We start from the raw sequence: 16,588 nt of genomic DNA, 5'->3' as shown, positions 1-16,588 counted from the left end.
CCTATTGTTTCACGTGAAACATTTTAATTTTTTCATTCTCCTTAGAACGCATATAACTCTTTTCAAAATCTGACTTATCTCCATAGCCACATAAATGAAGAAGTCCATGCACCATAACTCTTAATAACTCATCATTAAAAGTTACATTAAAATCCTTAGCATTATCCTTTACCCTATCCACTGAAATATAAATTTCTCCATGAATTAAGTAATCATCACAATAGTCGAATGTGATGATATCTGTTAATGTATCATGATCTAGATACTTCTTATTTAATTCTAAAAGAAAATCATCAGTACAGAATACATAAGATAGATCACCTATAGATTTTTGCTCAGAAACAGCTACAGCTTCCAACCATTTTGAATAATCCAACTCCTTAGATAATTCAAAATTAAATTGATAATTAAAGTCTACCATCTTCTTTGAAATACTCCTTTACCTTCTTTTTATATTGTTGTTGCAAAGGTAGTACTTGTCTATTTAAAATCTCCTTACTATTGAAATACATAGATGCGTCTGGTAATGTTGAATTAGTAGGGTTATTATAGACCTTACGATTAGTATTAGCCTCACGTTGATCTTCTTTTCCTTGTTCTAATCCTGCATCCTTAAGTTTTAATAAATCATGTTGAATTTCCATCATCTGATTTTGAACATCACGATTAAATCCTTGATCTAAAAGCTTGCGTTCGACAGATTTCATCTTATCTGTAATATCATCAACAATGCCTTCTAAACCTTCCTGACGGATCATGTTCTCTAGTTGATTTCTTAACTCTTGTTGCCTTTTATAAATTTCATAAATTCTAGCACTTTCTTCCTCAGATTCTCGGTATCCAGATTTTTCTTCTTCCGCTCCAGAAGCATTACCTGAACCTTCAATTCCATTGACACCATCACTACCAGAACCTTCCCCATTTGAACCTTGACCACCTTGATCATTAGAACCACCTTGTCCAGATTCACCTGTACTACCCGTTCCATCCTTTCCGCCTTGCCCACTTTGGCCACCTTGTCCGGATTCACCACCTTCACCAGATTGACCTTCCTGACCATTCTTCCCACCTTGTCCAGGTGGACCAGAATCACCAGGCTGACCATCACCAGGTTTTTTGCCATCACCTTTACCAGGCTTTTCACCATTAGCGCCTTCTTCACCTTGATCACCTTCCTTCATTAAGGATTCTTGTTTTTTTATAATATCTGGTAATTGAAAACCAGAACTTTGTCCTTCACCAGGTTCTCCTTCACCTTTACCAGGTAATGCCATAGCATTATTCATCGCATCCATTACACTACTAAGCATGTTAGCGAGCTTATTAGCACCATTAAGAGTAAATTGTTGTGAAATCTGACCTTTATCCATCTCAAAATCACTAAGTTGAGTCAAAGATTTATCTATATAATAGTAAATATCAGTAACTTCTCTATTAATATCAATACCAACCTCGGGATTACGTGATGCAAGGGCAAATAAACTATCATCAACATGTTTAAAAGCTCTTTCTAAATCCTTCTGGATTTTAAGTTTTTTACCAAAATTTGGACTATTTCTATTTAGACTCTTAACACCATTAAGAACGTTTTCTTGTTCTTTTGAAAACACAATCAGATTATCTAATATCTGACGCAACATGTCAGCATCTTCTTTCATTTTTTCTGATTTACCAGAACTCATTTGAGCTTGCATAGCTTGAGCTTGCTGTCTCATTTTATCTGCTGCACTTTTTTGCTTTTTACTAGCTTCCGGAGTTTTAGAATTCTCAAGATATTCACTAGACTGTTGTTGTTCTTCCTTAATCTCAGGAGAATTAAGTGGATCAAAATCCAACTTCATAGGTTTTTTAAGACCGTTATTTTCTTTCTCCAGTTCCTGTAATTCCTTTTCCCAATCTTTATATTCTTGATTTAAAGAATCTTGATCAACCTTCTTATTATCGTCACCTTTCTTTTTAGATTGCTCTTCTTGTTTAGTAGATAAATCCTTAAGCTTATTAATCATTTGCTCATACTTTTGGGTCACATAATACATCTTTGTGAGCTCTAACAGTTGTTTGAGATTACGCTTTTGTTGTTTTGAATTCTTCTGAGCTTTTTCTAGTTTTTCTTTTAAATCCTCTTTACTCAACTTATCTTGATATTCTTGCAGTTCTTTAAGAAGCTCTTCATTTTTCTTAATCTCTTCTTCACTTTGCTGTAAACGTTCTTTTAAAGCCTCTTTCATAGGATCTTTTTGAGGATTAGACTTTTCTAAGTTATCCCTCATTTTTTCCATTTGCTGACGCATTTCACGTTCTTGTTCTTGTTGATTTTTAAGTGCTTGTTCTAATTTTTTCTTATCATTAAAACCTCGTTGCTTTTTTTCAATTTGTTCTTGACTAATTTCTTTTAGTTCTTCTTGCTGTTTATCCTGTTCCTTTAATGACTTTTCTAATTCTTCTAATGATTTCTTTTGATCTTGTAGTTGTAGTTGTTCTTCTTCCTTCTTAGTAGATTTTTTAAACCCGTAAACTTGACTTTTTGAACTTTTAAAATTATTAACAGCGTCATTATCAATTACTTCAAAATAAAATTGATAGTTTTTACCACCTGTTAAAGGTAGGTTATCAGGAAAAGTAAATAAGAACTGATCAAATGTTCCACGGTTTTTACCTATCTCATAGATCTGTCGATTAGTATTACTATCACTCTCATAATAGACAAGTTGTATTTTTTTAATCCCATAATCATCTGCGACTTGTCCTCTGAAGTGAAGAATATCTTCCTGAATACTATCTTTCTTCATTTCCATGGTTAACTCTGGGTAGTCATCCTTAGTAACATCTATTTTAAAGTTTAATTCTTCATAATCCCTAGCATTTATATTTGAAGTTGAAATTGCATATTTAAGTGGTTTTAATATCGCTTTCGCGAAAGCGAATTCATTATCATCCTTTTGGAAAGATTCTACAGCATTACTCGATTTAAATTCAACGCGATCTGTAGCAACGGTCTGTAATCTCCAAGTTATTTTAGTTCCCTGTGGAACCAAAGCATTACCGGTACTTTTAATAATTTCATCTTTTTTACCAGTGTAAGATGGATAATCTATAAATAGTTCAAACTTATTTATGGAAGGAACTGCATCTACCTTTAACTCAAATTCTTCACTCCTTACCTCGTTAGCCTTGAGATAAAACGGTGTGTTTACAGAAGGGTTATTGAATATAAAACTAAATCTACCAGGAGCTTCTTGAGTTAGATAATAAGTTTGATCATTAAAATGGATACTTGCGTTCTCTGGAATAGTCCTCCCAGAAACATCAACATTAAGTTTAAAGTCTCTTTTTTGTAATGTATTTAAATCATCATTAAGCAGTGTAAAAGTAAATGGTGCTGGCGGGATATACTCATTATTAAAATTAGCAACACGTTTTGTGCTTTCAGTGATTACATCATTATTACCCGTAAAAAATAAGACTGCAATGATGAGTACAGGTATGGCTAAATACTTTAAATATGCAGTATTTTTTTTAAAATCAATAGCAAGAGAAAAAGGAATAGGTTTAAGCTCTTCACTTTTTTGATTAATACTGGCCCAAGTAAGCTCATCATCTCCACCGTTTTTATGTAATTGTAATACATTGATTAATTTATCTGATACTTCAGGAAAATGAGTTCCAATCATATTACTGGCATCTCTAAAATCAATTCCTGAAAATAATTTGAACAGCCTCGCTAATGGGATACCAATAAATTTAAACAATAATGTTGCCTGTACTAAAACAAAAAGGCCAAATAAAATTGTTCTACCTGTCGAACTCAACCATAAAAAATGCTCGATAACGGCAGTAAATAGAAAGTACAATAATCCTATCGCTAGAAATAAAATAATACCACGAATGATCTCATTTGTGTAATATTTTTTAATAAAAAGTTTGAGCTTGTGCTCTATTATTTGAAAGTTATTCATCACTTAATATGTCGTCTATGTAGGGTAAATATAACGCAATGAGCACGATGTTTATGATATGGTGTATATTAGAACTTGTTCTTTAAGAAAATTACGAGCTTAAAATTTCAATAGTTTAATCATCCTACTCATGAAAGATCTCAAATACCTAACCGCATATATCGTTCCTATTTTGTGTGTGATTGGTATTTATTATAGAGGATCTGCTTTATATCTTACCCCATTGATGGTTTTTACAATTGTACCATTAATTGAACTAATCATGCCATCTTTAACTAGCAATTTAGATGCGGAAAGTAAAGAGAGTAAGTTGAAAAATAAATTATTTGACATTTTACTGTGGTTAAACGTACCTATCATATTTAGTGTTCTCATTTATGGTTTATACACGTATTCCATCGGCAATTTTGAAACTTATGAAGTAATAGGTTTGATCTTTACATTAGGAATAGTGGCTGGTAGCAACGGCATTAACGTTGCACATGAATTAGGACATAGACAAGAATCTTGGGAACGATTTTTAGGCAAAATACTGTTATTACCTAGTCTCTACATGCATTTTTACATTGAACATAATTATGGCCACCATTTAAATGCTGCTACACCTGAAGATCCAGCAAGTGCAAGATATAACGAGAATTTTTATGCATTTTGGTGGCGTTCTGTTATCAATCAATATAAGAACTCATGGAGTATTCAAAAGAGATTATTGAAAGTAAAAGATCAATCATTCTATTCTATTAAAAATGATATGTTGTGGTTTACAATTATACAATTGAGTTATTTACTAACGATAGGAATTTTATTCTCGTGGATGACCACAATGATAGCTATAGGTATTGCATTTATAGGTTTTACCTTACTAGAGATTATTAACTACCTAGAGCATTATGGATTGAGAAGAGCTAAAAAAAAGTCTGGAAGATATGAAGTAGTAAAAGAAATACATAGCTGGAACTCTAACCATGCACTGGGCAGAATATTACTTTATGAACTTACTAGACATAGTGATCATCATTATCGAGCAAATAAAAAGTATCAACTTTTAGATTATCATGAAAACAGTCCACAACTACCCTATGGATATCCTACTATGATGGTTATAGCAACGATACCACCATTATGGTTTTTAATTGTTAATAAACATGTACCACAAGAAATGATAGAATTATCTAAAAATAAAAATTAGTAATTGTCCTTCCATAGCCATAGAGAACCACTTTCTTGAGAAAGTCTTAACTGTTAACACTGAACTCATAACTTACAAATATTATCTTTGCAGCTTTAAAAACGGCTATAATGAGCACTCCAGTTAGAGTAAGATTTGCACCTAGTCCAACCGGACCATTACATATAGGTGGTGTTAGAACAGCATTGTTCAATTATTTATTTGCAAAAAAACACAATGGTATTTTTGTATTACGTATTGAAGATACTGATCAAAATAGGTATGTAGAAGGTGCCGAAGATTATATTATTGATGCCTTAAACTGGTGTCATATTCCATATGATGAAGGACCAGGAAAAGAAGGAGACTGCGGACCTTATAGACAAAGTGAACGTAAATCAATGTATAAACAATATGCGCTAGACCTTATAGAAAAAGGTGCCGCCTATTATGCATTTGATACTGCACAAGAATTGCAAACGGCTCGTGAAAATGCAGAAGCAAAAAAGGAAACTTTTATATACAATCATAACAATCGTAACGATTTTACCAATTCTCTAACCTTAACAAGTAGTGAGGTTGAAGAACGTATCGCAAGAGGAGATGATTATGTAATCCGTTTTAAGCCAGAGTTGAAAACATTACACATGTTTGATGAAATTCGTAAAGGGATTGAAATAGACACCTCACTTATCGATGACAAAGTACTATTTAAAAGTGATGGGATGCCTACTTACCACCTTGCTAATGTGGTAGATGACCATGATATGAAAATTTCTCACGTGATACGTGGTGAAGAATGGCTGCCTAGCATGGCTTTACATGTATTGCTTTATGAAAGCTTTGGATGGGAACGACCTAAGTTTGCTCACCTACCATTAATACTTAAACCTACCGGAAAAGGAAAATTAAGTAAGCGCGATGGTGATAAAATGGGCTTTTCTGTATTCCCATTAGAATGGAAAGACCCTAAAAGTGGAGAGCTTTCTACAGGATTTAAACAAGATGGTTTTCTTCCAGAAACGATGATCAATATATTGGCTTTCTTAGGATGGAATCCAGGTACAGAACAAGAGATTTTCAGCCTTGAAGAATTAGTTCAAGCTTTCAGTCTAGAAAAGGTAAATAGTTCTGGTGCAAAATATGACCCAGAAAAAGCAAAATGGTTTCAACAACAATGGTATGTTGCACAAGATGATGCTGTTATAGGTGCCGCTTTTGCGAAAGCGTTAGAAGAAAAAGGTATCGATTATGGATCACAAGAATATGTAAACATAGTTTGTGGTCTAGTAAAAGAACGTGCTGTATTTACAGAAGATCTTTTTGAACTAGCTGGTTTTTTCTTTACCGCACCTGATTCTTATGATGAAAAAGCGGCTAAAAAAGCTTGGAAAGATGATACTACTAGTATAATGACAGATGTGATTAAAATCATCGAGGATTGCACTGATGATAGCGCAACTGGTTTAAGTAACGCAATTAAAGGCTGGATAACTAGTCAAGAAATGGGATTTGGTAAGGTAATGATGCCATTAAGACTATCATTAGTAGGTAGTTTGATGGGACCAGATGTCTTTGAGATAGCAAGTATGATAGGTAAAAATGAAACTATCGCTCGCATTCAACATGCCATAGAAAAATTATCCTAAAAATAAAAGCGAACTCCAGCGGTGATATAACTCATATTACCGTTGAGTTCTTCGCTTAAAGCGTTTTTACCATTTAAAACATCTAAAAATGCATAGTGGTAGTGAGCAGAAAATCTAATCTTATCTAATCCACCACTTAAACCGACTATTCCATTAATATTTACAGGTGATGTTTCTTGAAATGAAGATACAGTCACAGCACTACTACCTGTTATAACACTGTCTTCATACCTTTTATCTGCTACTTTAAATTCACCATTAAAAGATACGGCAGGTCCTATTTCTAAAGAAAGATATTCCCTATTATCAATTTTATAAGCCCATAGTAACTTTACCTCTGCACCTATAACACTCATGTCTATTTCATCTAGCGTTAACGCTTCTTGAACAGAAAATTTATTATTAAAAAGGTGTATTCCAAAAATCATATCCCAATAAGGTGTAGAAGAACCTCTGGTTTCTAATCCAGCACTCCACCCTACTTTACCATCTACCGCTACATCATCAGTGTTTAAACTAAAAAAGGTAGCGTCTAGGGCTATACCTAGTCTATTATTTGAAGCTTGTCTTCTTTGAGCATTTGAATAAAAAGCTAACAAAATAACAGCTGTAAAAGCTAAAATATGTTTCATAGGTGTAACTTATTCTGCTAAAATAAGACTAATTGTACTGTATCTTTAAACAAACTTAAAACACCAATTATGGGACAATTAATATTTCCGATTTTAGGAGTGATTATACTTCTACTTATTTTCAGTTCGATTTTTACCGTAAAACAACAGACAGCTGCACTAATTGAGCGTTTTGGGAAATTTACCAGTATGCGCCATTCTGGACTTCAGTTTAAAGTGCCATTAATTGATAAAATTGCAGGACGTATTAATCTTAAAATTCAACAACTAGATGTAATTGTTGAAACTAAGACAAAAGATGATGTATTTGTTCGTCTTAAAATATCTGTACAGTTTCAAGTAAGAAGGGAAAAAGTATATGATGCCTTTTACAGATTACAAAACCCACATGATCAGATCACATCATATGTATTTGATGTAGTACGTGCAGAGGTTCCTAAAATGAAACTAGACTACGTCTTTGAAAAGAAAGATGATATTGCAATAGCTGTAAAACGTGAATTAAATGAGGCAATGATGGACTATGGTTATGACATCATTAAAACACTTGTAACAGACATTGATCCAGATGTACAGGTAAAGGCTGCAATGAATCGTATTAACGCAGCAGAGCGCGAGAAAACAGCTGCTGAGTATGAAGCTGAAGCTGATCGTATCAAAATTGTTGCAAAAGCACGTGCCGAGGCTGAATCTAAACGTTTACAAGGTCAAGGTATCGCAGACCAACGTCGTGAAATAGCACGTGGACTAGAAGAAAGTGTAGATGTTTTAAATAACGTAGGTATTAATTCTCAAGAAGCAAGTGCCTTAATCGTAGTAACACAACACTATGATACTTTACAATCCATAGGTGAGGCAACACAGTCTAACTTAATACTATTACCTAATTCTCCACAAGCTGGTAGTGATATGTTAAACAACATGATAGCTAGTTTTACAGCAAGTGCACAAATAGGTGAGCAAATGAAGAAGACTAATAAAAATAAAGAAGAGGCTGAAGCCAATAAAAATAATGATGCTGACGGCTGGAAAGATTAAGGTTAATCGATCATTATTAAAATAAAAAAAGCACCGCTATGGCGGTGCTTTTTATTTATACTTTCTTTTTCAATTCAATTTTATCTTCCTATTAGTTTATTAACTGTTTTAAGAATTACTGCCTTCTTTGCTATAGAACTCACTATGCTAGTTAAAACCGCTACAGCAGATAAACTTTCCTTTACCTCATTAAGATTAAGTTTCATTGTTTCTTGGTCCACTTGTTTTTGCAATTGCAAGTATCTTAAATCCCTATCTATCTCATCAAAACTATTGTAAACTCTCATACTTATCAATTTTTATATCCTCGTTAGAATTGAAGAATTGCTGGCTGGTCTTGCGCAGTAAACTTTTTTCAATGACTGGTTTCATAAATAAAGCTACTAGAATAACTAGAAGGAAATAAAAGAGACCAACTATTAAATATCCCAAAGCAGCATTATCTAATAAATCTCCTATATAAACACTAGCGGCTAAACTTAAAAATAGAATTGATATCAGTAAAAAAAATCCTAATAGCAATTTATGGCTACTAGATATCACGCCACTCATCACTTTTTTATAGAGATCGAGTTTATGATAGTTAATAGATGATTCTATAAAACTTTGAGTAGCGGTGGTAAATTCTTGAATATTCTCACTTATACCTTTTCCCATGAATAAGATTTATACCGTTGTTTTTCCGTTGACCTTAGGCTTCTGTAATTTTGCGTTTTGCGCTCTCAATTGTTCTAGTTTTCTTTCTAGAGAAACGATAGCATCATCTGCTTTAAAGCTTGCTGTGGATAATGCAGTTTCTAAACGCTCATCTAAAGTTCCTTTATATTCTGATGCTTTAGTTGTTAAAGTATCATAAGCAGTTTGTGCTTGGTTTTTGATATCACGCTGTGCTTTATCTGCTTTTTTCTTTAATTTTTTTCTTGTTTTCTCACCACTTTCTGGTGCATAAAGTAAGCCAGCTGCTACTCCTATTGCTGCTCCTGCTACTAGTGCTACTAATGCGTTTCCTGTCTTTGCCATCTTCGTTTAATTTATTGATTATTAATTAATTCAAAGATAAACACACTGTACATGGAAATACGTTAATAACCGGTTAACAATTATGGTATATATATTAAATCCTTCTTAAATCAACAAAATTATTACTAATTACAGTTAAAATAAGAAGGATTTTATAAGATACGCTTTCGCGAAAGCGTAATTATTCAAAATTTTTAGAAAATACTAGTCCTCTAGCTTTGCCCAAGTATCTCGCAAGGTTACTGTACGATTGAATACCATGTGATCCTCTGTAGTATCTGGATCCACACAGAAATATCCCATACGTTGGAATTGTACAATGTCACCTACTTTTAAGTTTTTCATTGCAGGTTCTGCCATGGCAGTAATAACTTCTAGAGAATTAGGATTAACAAACTCCATGAAGTCTTTTTCCTTATCTGTATCTGGTGATGGTACTGTAAATAAACGATCATAAAGACGTACTTCTACAGGTACTGCATGAGCAGCACTTACCCAGTGAAGTGTACCTTTTACCTTGCGCATACTAGCTTCTGTACCGCTACCACTTTTAGAATCTGGATCATAGGTGGCGTGAATCTCTGTAATATTACCGTCTGCATCTTTAAGGCAACCTTCACCTTTAATGATATATCCGTTCTTAAGACGTACTTCTTTTCCATTCTTCAAACGGAAGAATTTCTTGTTTGCCTCTTCTCTATAATCTTCACGTTCTATATAAAGTTCTTTTGAGAAAGGAACTTCTCTAAAACCACGAGATTCGTCTTCTTGACTATTTTCTGCTTGAAGGATTTCAACCTGATCGTCTGGATAATTAGTAATAACCAGCTTTACTGGATCTAATACACACATCACACGATCTGCAGTTTTATTTAAATCATCTCTTAAATGAAACTCGAGATGGTTCATATCTACTAGGTTATCACGTTTTGCGATTCCTATAGACTCTGCAAAGTTTTTTAATGATGCTGGAGTGTAACCTCGACGTCTTAAACCAGATATGGTCGTCATACGTGGATCATCCCATCCGTTAACAACACCAGCTTCTACTAGTTTTTGAAGTTTACGTTTACTGGTAACGGTATGTGATACGTTTCTACGGGCAAATTCACGTTGTTTAGGACGTATTTTATCTTTATCGATAACTTGATCAAGGAACCAGTCATAAAGCTCTCTATGAGGCTTAAATTCAAGGGTACAGAAAGAGTGTGAGATTTGCTCCAGATAATCACTTTCTCCATGTGTCCAATCATACATAGGATAAATTTTCCAGTCAGTACCGGTTCTATGGTGTGCTTTATCAACCACACGATACATGATAGGATCGCGCATGAGCATGTTATTAGACTGCATATCAATTTTAGCACGCAGGATGTGTTCTCCTTCACCATATTCTCCATTCTTCATACCTTCAAAAAGTGCTAGATTTTCTTCCACACTTCTATTACGGTAAGGTCCATCTACTCCAGGTTGAGTAGGTGTCCCTTTTTGAGCGGCCATTTCTTCACTAGATTGAGAATCTACATAAGCTTTTCCGTCTTTAATCATTTGAACAGCCCAGTCATAAAGCTCTTGAAAATAGTCTGACGCATAACACAGATTATCCCATTTATAGCCTAACCATTCTACATCTTTTTGAATCGCAGCTACATATTTTGCTTCTTCTTTTGCAGGATTAGTATCATCAAAACGCAGATTTACTGGCCTGTTGTACTTCTCTCCTAGCCCAAAGTTTAAACATATTGCGCTAGCGTGACCTATGTGTAAAAACCCATTAGGTTCTGGTGGAAAACGGAAACGTAATTTATCTTGAGAAAGACCATTGTTTAAATCGTCTTCTATAATGTCTTCTATGAAGTTATTAGGTTTAGTAGTATCACTCATGGCTCTTTTCAATATATTTAGATAAAACAAATTTACAGCTTATTTCAGTCCTAACCATACTCATAGTATCTTTACCACATGCATACAATTATACTTGAAAACGTAAAGGTTTATACTAACCATGGATGTCTCGATGAAGAGGCTATGATAGGTAGTGAATATCGTGTAGATCTAGAAGTAACTGCTGATCTATCAAAAAGCGCTAAGACTGATGAACTGAGCGATACCGTGGATTATGTTTCACTTAATAGAATTATAGTGGAAGAAATGGAGATACGTTCAAAATTACTAGAACAAGTCGCACAAAGAATACTGGATCGAGTTCTAAGTGAAGAGCAATTAGTACAAAAAGCACATGTAAAAGTGGCAAAAATCAATCCTCCTATAGGTGGTGATGTAGCAAGTGTGGTCATTTCTATGCAGCAAAGTCGCTAGAAGTCAACACTAAAGAGCGTTTTTGATTAATAATAGTGATAAAGACAACTTTTTTGTTATTTTTGCGGGCGTAAAAGGCGTCTTGGCCGAGCGGCTAGGCATGGGTCTGCAAAATCTAGTACAGCGGTTCGAATCCGCTAGACGCCTCTGAAATCCTCAATCTTTACTGATTGGGGATTTTTTTATTCCTTATTTTAAAAAGCAAAAACCTCAACTTTGATAAAGTTGAGGTTTCCGATTAAATCAGTTGCTTTTAAATTATGGTTGTTTTATAAGAATCATTACTTCTGGTAAAACATAATTATATTCACACGTAAAGTTATAGCCACCGCTTGGGTTTAAACCATATAGGTCTATTAGATTCCAATGTAGTTTTCCTATTGTAGTAACACCATTTACATTATTAGAACTAGTCTGATATCCTAATTTTAAATTAGTATGATTTGGGCGTTTACAATCTTGTGTCCCAAAGGGTTCATCATAAGAACCTGAAACTAAAGAGTAACCATTATCAATTACATTAACGGCTCCTGGTAGATTTAAAACTCCTTCAACATTCATAATTTCTATTTGCTCTGATGAAGGAAAACTTGGATCAGTTTCCTTAATCAAAACACCGTTTTCCCAATATTTAAATTCGATTCCTAGTTTATCAATATATATAGGTCTTGCAAAATTAAATTGTTGATATTCATATTTTGTTATAGTTACTTCTACTTTATCAATTCCATTATCATAGAGCCAAACTCCTTCAAATTTATCTAAATCGTTATGAATGTCTTTATAGTAATCTCCATCTTGATAACCGTCGTTTGGTGCATCAATCCTTTGCATGCTTCTCATATCAATTATATTGTTCAAAACGATGAAAGAACATAGAAATAGTATTACTAATATGTGTGGTATTTTTTTCATGATTAAAATGTTAAGTTAGACCAGCTAAGTACATTGCCATTGCTATCTAAGTTGGCTTTAAAAACAATTAAACTTTCATTTAATTTATAATATTCAAAGAAGAACGTAAAGTTACTTTCAAGAAAATTGAAATAAGTTGTAGAATTTGGATCAATTGATATTCCTGGATATGCCTTTGAGTGATCGATAATAGCGTTATCAACTACATTCTGACCAAAATATCTGTGTAAATTATTAGCCTTTGTTTTATCTTTTATTCTTATTGCATACACACCGGACTTAGAAACAAGCAAACTCGTTGTATTTGCATTTTGAACTGGAAATTGATGATCATTCTTATCTTTATAAAATTTTAAGGTTGCCACAATATCTCCACCACTAAAAAACGAATCATTGTTCGATCTGTGTACGTGACTTCGCATTACAACTCTATTACTAGTGACATTACCAAAAAAACTCCAAATTCGTTAGAATATTCAAGATTAACAGAATTAGGAGAATATGAATTGTCCGGACCTAATCTCCATTCATTCCCTTGCTCAGGACCTTCTGATTGAGCTAATAATAGCCAATCTTTAATTTGCTGCTTAATTTGTGGATCATCCGAAAAATTTAGTAATGATTCCTTATGATCAGCGTAACTAGGTTGCGTTACAAAACCACCTGGAGATCCTCCTCCTATTCCACCAGAAATAGGGAAACCTGTTCCCCATGAACCTGTTCCAGGTTGAGTATTTGCTCCACCACCACCGCCAGAATTTCCAGCATCTATTGTGGTATTAGGTATTTCATAAGTTACTGTGTTACAAAATTCTTCTACAGTCCATCTTACACAAACTAAACAATCTGGATTATTAGTATCTATTACTTTCCAATACCCAATATCTTCACAAGAAGTAACAGTAATATAAGATGATTTTACCAAACCACCATCATCATTACTTAATAACATATAGCTAGCACCTAACATACCGTTGGGCTGTTTTACATACTCAACTAGATATGTAGTGTAAACATTTGAAATATCAGTTACCACTATATTTCTTAAAACGCCATCATCTATTGTATTAATAGTTTTGAACGTATAAGAAGTAAAAGTATTATTATCATCTGTAAAAACAGTAGCACTATGATCTAGTATAGTGTATGGAGGTGTGTTGCTTGTTGTTTTCTGTGATAAAACCGTTGTAGTTTCATTCAAGCTTGTAAAAAGATCTCTATTACCTGTAGAATTGATAATTTCTTCTTTGCTCATTTTAGTAACCTGAAAGGGAAATGAATTACTTGAAAAGTTATCTTTCAAGTATTCATCCTTTTCACAAGAAACTAAAACTATTGCTGTTATTATTAAAAAGCACAATAATCTAATAGTTGTTTTCATTTATTGGTTGAATTAGATTACAAACATGAAAAAAAAAAAATGACAATAACCTAATAATCAGCTATTAAATTTATATGCTATCATTAACAATAGGAGTCTCCTTTATACCTTCTAGTTCTGGAGCGACTGGTTCTGGTAATTCTGGAATAATATGTAACTGCTCACCTACTTGATCTGTTACATCAGGAAAAACACCTTTAAAGATTAAAACGGCACCACATATACCCATAATAATAGCGATAAGTCTTTTTAAAAGAAAGATACGATGAGGTGTGAGATAACGATTTAAACTTTTTGCAAGTACTATTTTACATAGATCTACAATAAAATAAGTGACTAACACTGCACCAAAAAAGGTGAGAATTCTATTAGAATCATTCTCTAATTGAGGACTAAAAACGACTATTAAACCTAACCAAAATCCTAAGACACCTATATTGATAAAATTGAGGAAAAAACCTTTTATAAATAAAGAAAAGTAGTTGTTCTTCTTTACTGTAAGTACTTTAGGATCAACTTCTTTAAGATAAGATTTTCTAGTTTTCACAAAAGAAACTATACCATATATCGCAAGAATAGAACCGCCAAAAATATAAAGCCCAGGATCATCTTTTAACTTCTCTAAAATAGAGGAAGTCATAAAATATGCCGCAAGTAAAAAAATAATGTCTGCAAGAATAACTCCTATATCTAGTGCTACTGCGGCTCTAAATCCTTTAATTGCACTGGTTTCTAGTAATGCAAAGAACACTGGTCCTATGAGAAAGGCCATTAAAAATCCCAGCGGAATCGCACTAAGAACGTCTTCGAGCATATAATTATATGGTTATAGCTCAAAGGTAAAAATTAATGTTGGGTTTTCTGATACCTATGTGTTGATAATTGACACGCTTTCGCGAAAGCGTAATTAACAGAATACCTTTAAACTTTAAAGTTTCTTTAATCCATTATCTTAATACGTCCACCTGCAAAGGTCTTCTTAGAAATTTCTTGAGGATTACCATAGACTCGTACATCGCCACCTGCTTGTATGTTAATATCTACAGAGTTAGTGGTGTATACGTCTACTTCTCCACCTGCTCTTACTTTTACTTTGGTACGTTTAGATTTTAATTCTTGATTCTCTACAATACCACCAGTGTTTACATTAATTATTTGTTGATCTACAGTACCACTTACTTCAGTAATTCCACCAGATACGGCTTTAATCTCAAGAAATTCTACCATTACACCAGCTTTAACTCGAGCGCCTTCTTGTACTCTAATTTCTAGTTGTGGTTGTTCTATAAGTTCATTAGAGGTTATAAAAGCACCTTCATTTCCATCAATTACTTTTAAATCTGTGTAGTGAACATGGACAAAAGTTTCTGTACCGTCAAATTGTTTATTAAAAGCCATACGCACTTTTAAAGTTCCGTTTTTATGAACGTACTCTACATCACCAGCATCATGACCAGAGATAACAATCTTATTAACATCAGATTTTACAAGATTAACAGTGATTAAATCATAGACTTTAATAGTATCAAAGTTACCTAACTCAACTTCCCTAGGATTTTGAGCAAAACTGAATGACATAACAAATAAGAATAAAAATAGAGTTGAAATTTTCATGTGTATCGTTTTTATAAAGATGCTATTTAAATTCATTTGTTACAGTAAAAGAAGAAAGGCAGTCTATCTTGCGATAAACTACCTTTCATACTAACCAAAAAAACTCTACTTTTTTGAAACGATACTTTGATATTTAGGGAATATCAAAGCATCTTTATGTACTACTTCTTTCAGGGGAAAAATGTAAATACACTTTCTTAGTTAACTAACCAGGATAACCGATACAAATATCTAGTGATTTACCTAGGTTACTTAAAATGTGAATAAGTAAAATTAGTATATAGATTAAAGTAATAAATCATAGATGAAATACATTAAATCTTCAATTTATAGAATTGATAAATGTCTTAAAATGACTTTTATAACTTTTTAAAAGTAAAATCAATAGACATCTGGTCACTATAAACTTGTGCTTTAAGGCTATCGTTTATAATAGAATAATGAATGTGAGTAGGAAACTCGTTTTCTAAATTTACGGCAGTAAAACTATTATTAGTAAATTCTTTAATTTCAAAAATAGTAGGAGATACATTGACACCTGTAACTTGAAGAACCCATCTATTATCATTTTTAACTAGTATATTAAGTGGCTTGATAGCTAATTTTTCTTCAAAAACAGTGTCATTTTCTTCTAGAGTAAAACCATGACCTAAAAAGCTTCCATCGATTTGTATCCTCCAATTTTCAAAAGTAGTTCTACCATCTCTATCATCTATTCTTTGCCATTTACCTTGTAACCAGCTTAATTGAGGTCCTTTAGAAAAATCTCTTTTACAAGAAACGAGTGAGCATATCATTAATAGAAATAATAATCTTTTCATAACTAGTGTCTTTTACCTTTCCAGGTACCACCATATTTATAAAAAGGTAAAGACTGGTGATTTTCTGTACAGGTC

The 16,588-nt window shown here is 33.2% G+C and carries 17 protein-coding genes and 1 tRNA gene; 5 read left to right on the top strand and 13 right to left on the bottom strand.

Features of this window, described 5'->3' with window-relative positions; all coding sequences use genetic code 11:
* Nucleotide 1: 1 nt before the first annotated feature.
* Nucleotides 2-421 (bottom strand): rRNA maturation RNase YbeY, encoded by a 420-nt coding sequence (gene ybeY / locus BST92_RS05950; protein WP_105070621.1) that lies wholly within the window; start codon nucleotides 419-421, stop codon nucleotides 2-4.
* Nucleotides 408-3,956 carry a collagen-like protein gene (locus BST92_RS05945; protein ID WP_105070620.1) on the bottom strand — a complete coding sequence of 1,183 codons (3,549 nt, stop codon included), beginning with the start codon at nucleotides 3,954-3,956 and terminating at the stop codon, nucleotides 408-410. Before BST92_RS05945 ends, ybeY begins: the two co-directional genes overlap by 14 nt.
* Nucleotides 3,957-4,086: 130 nt before the next feature.
* Between BST92_RS05945 and BST92_RS05940 the strand changes: the two genes are divergently transcribed.
* Entirely contained in the window at nucleotides 4,087-5,145 is a 1,059-nt protein-coding gene (locus tag BST92_RS05940; protein ID WP_105070619.1) for an alkane 1-monooxygenase, read from the top strand.
* Nucleotides 5,146-5,255: 110 nt separating this feature from the next.
* Nucleotides 5,256-6,773 carry a glutamate--tRNA ligase gene (gltX, locus tag BST92_RS05935; RefSeq protein ID WP_105070618.1) on the top strand — a complete coding sequence of 506 codons (1,518 nt, stop codon included), beginning with the start codon at nucleotides 5,256-5,258 and terminating at the stop codon, nucleotides 6,771-6,773.
* Here gltX and BST92_RS05930 read toward each other — a convergent pair.
* On the bottom strand, nucleotides 6,770-7,405 hold the full coding sequence (locus BST92_RS05930; protein ID WP_105070617.1) for a hypothetical protein: 636 nt from the start codon (nucleotides 7,403-7,405) through the stop codon (nucleotides 6,770-6,772). The genes gltX and BST92_RS05930 overlap by 4 nt on opposite strands.
* Nucleotides 7,406-7,474: 69 nt before the next feature.
* Here BST92_RS05930 and BST92_RS05925 point away from each other — a divergent pair, with 69 nt between their 5' ends.
* Entirely contained in the window at nucleotides 7,475-8,443 is a 969-nt protein-coding gene (locus BST92_RS05925; RefSeq protein ID WP_105070616.1) for an SPFH domain-containing protein, read from the top strand.
* 80 nt (nucleotides 8,444-8,523) lie between these two features.
* Here BST92_RS05925 and BST92_RS05920 read toward each other — a convergent pair whose 3' ends face one another.
* The 4 genes from BST92_RS05920 to BST92_RS05905 form a co-directional block, all read right to left on the bottom strand.
* Nucleotides 8,524-8,730: a DUF6327 family protein gene (locus tag BST92_RS05920; protein ID WP_105070615.1), complete on the bottom strand. Its 207-nt coding sequence runs from the start codon at nucleotides 8,728-8,730 to the stop codon at nucleotides 8,524-8,526.
* The gene (locus tag BST92_RS05915) at nucleotides 8,714-9,100 is read right to left on the bottom strand and encodes a phage holin family protein (protein ID WP_105070614.1); all 387 of its coding nucleotides are present in this window, start codon (nucleotides 9,098-9,100) and stop codon (nucleotides 8,714-8,716) included. The genes BST92_RS05920 and BST92_RS05915 overlap by 17 nt, the downstream gene beginning before the upstream one ends.
* A 9-nt stretch (nucleotides 9,101-9,109) precedes the next feature.
* Nucleotides 9,110-9,463 carry a YtxH domain-containing protein gene (locus tag BST92_RS05910; protein ID WP_105070613.1) on the bottom strand — a complete coding sequence of 118 codons (354 nt, stop codon included), beginning with the start codon at nucleotides 9,461-9,463 and terminating at the stop codon, nucleotides 9,110-9,112.
* A 204-nt stretch (nucleotides 9,464-9,667) separates the two neighbouring features.
* Nucleotides 9,668-11,347, bottom strand: a complete 1,680-nt coding sequence (locus BST92_RS05905) for a glutamine--tRNA ligase/YqeY domain fusion protein (RefSeq protein WP_105070612.1) — start codon at nucleotides 11,345-11,347, stop codon at nucleotides 9,668-9,670.
* Nucleotides 11,348-11,425: 78 nt separating this feature from the next.
* Here BST92_RS05905 and folB point away from each other — a divergent pair, with 78 nt between their 5' ends.
* Together folB and BST92_RS05895 are read left to right on the top strand one after the other, a co-directional pair.
* The gene (folB, locus tag BST92_RS05900) at nucleotides 11,426-11,782 is read left to right on the top strand and encodes a dihydroneopterin aldolase (protein ID WP_105070611.1); all 357 of its coding nucleotides are present in this window, start codon (nucleotides 11,426-11,428) and stop codon (nucleotides 11,780-11,782) included.
* A gap of 76 nt (nucleotides 11,783-11,858) precedes the next feature.
* Nucleotides 11,859-11,929: transfer RNA gene (locus BST92_RS05895), tRNA-Cys, on the top strand.
* Between the two features lie 111 nt (nucleotides 11,930-12,040).
* Here the strand turns inward: BST92_RS05895 and BST92_RS05890 are convergent.
* The 6 genes from BST92_RS05890 to BST92_RS05865 form a co-directional block, all read right to left on the bottom strand.
* Nucleotides 12,041-12,697 (bottom strand): DUF6705 family protein, encoded by a 657-nt coding sequence (locus BST92_RS05890; RefSeq protein ID WP_146105108.1) that lies wholly within the window; start codon nucleotides 12,695-12,697, stop codon nucleotides 12,041-12,043.
* Nucleotides 12,698-12,699: 2 nt separating this feature from the next.
* On the bottom strand, nucleotides 12,700-13,119 hold the full coding sequence (locus tag BST92_RS05885) for a hypothetical protein (RefSeq protein ID WP_105070609.1): 420 nt from the start codon (nucleotides 13,117-13,119) through the stop codon (nucleotides 12,700-12,702).
* Nucleotides 13,119-14,078, bottom strand: coding sequence for a hypothetical protein (locus tag BST92_RS05880; RefSeq protein ID WP_105070608.1), 960 nt, complete (start codon nucleotides 14,076-14,078; stop codon nucleotides 13,119-13,121). Before BST92_RS05880 ends, BST92_RS05885 begins: the two co-directional genes overlap by 1 nt.
* A gap of 70 nt (nucleotides 14,079-14,148) precedes the next feature.
* Complete coding sequence (locus tag BST92_RS05875; protein ID WP_105070607.1) at nucleotides 14,149-14,892, bottom strand: LysE family translocator; 744 nt, start codon at nucleotides 14,890-14,892, stop codon at nucleotides 14,149-14,151.
* Between the two features lie 125 nt (nucleotides 14,893-15,017).
* Nucleotides 15,018-15,692 (bottom strand): head GIN domain-containing protein, encoded by a 675-nt coding sequence (locus tag BST92_RS05870; protein ID WP_170061717.1) that lies wholly within the window; start codon nucleotides 15,690-15,692, stop codon nucleotides 15,018-15,020.
* Nucleotides 15,693-16,051: 359 nt separating this feature from the next.
* Complete coding sequence (locus BST92_RS05865; protein ID WP_146105107.1) at nucleotides 16,052-16,513, bottom strand: DUF6265 family protein; 462 nt, start codon at nucleotides 16,511-16,513, stop codon at nucleotides 16,052-16,054.
* Between the last annotated feature and the right edge of the window lie 75 nt (nucleotides 16,514-16,588).

It is taken from the genome of Nonlabens arenilitoris (assembly GCF_002954765.1).
GTDB lineage: Bacteria > Bacteroidota > Bacteroidia > Flavobacteriales > Flavobacteriaceae > Nonlabens > Nonlabens arenilitoris.
Note: the sequence above shows the minus strand (reverse complement) of the source record. Positions and strands in the feature narration are given on the sequence as shown.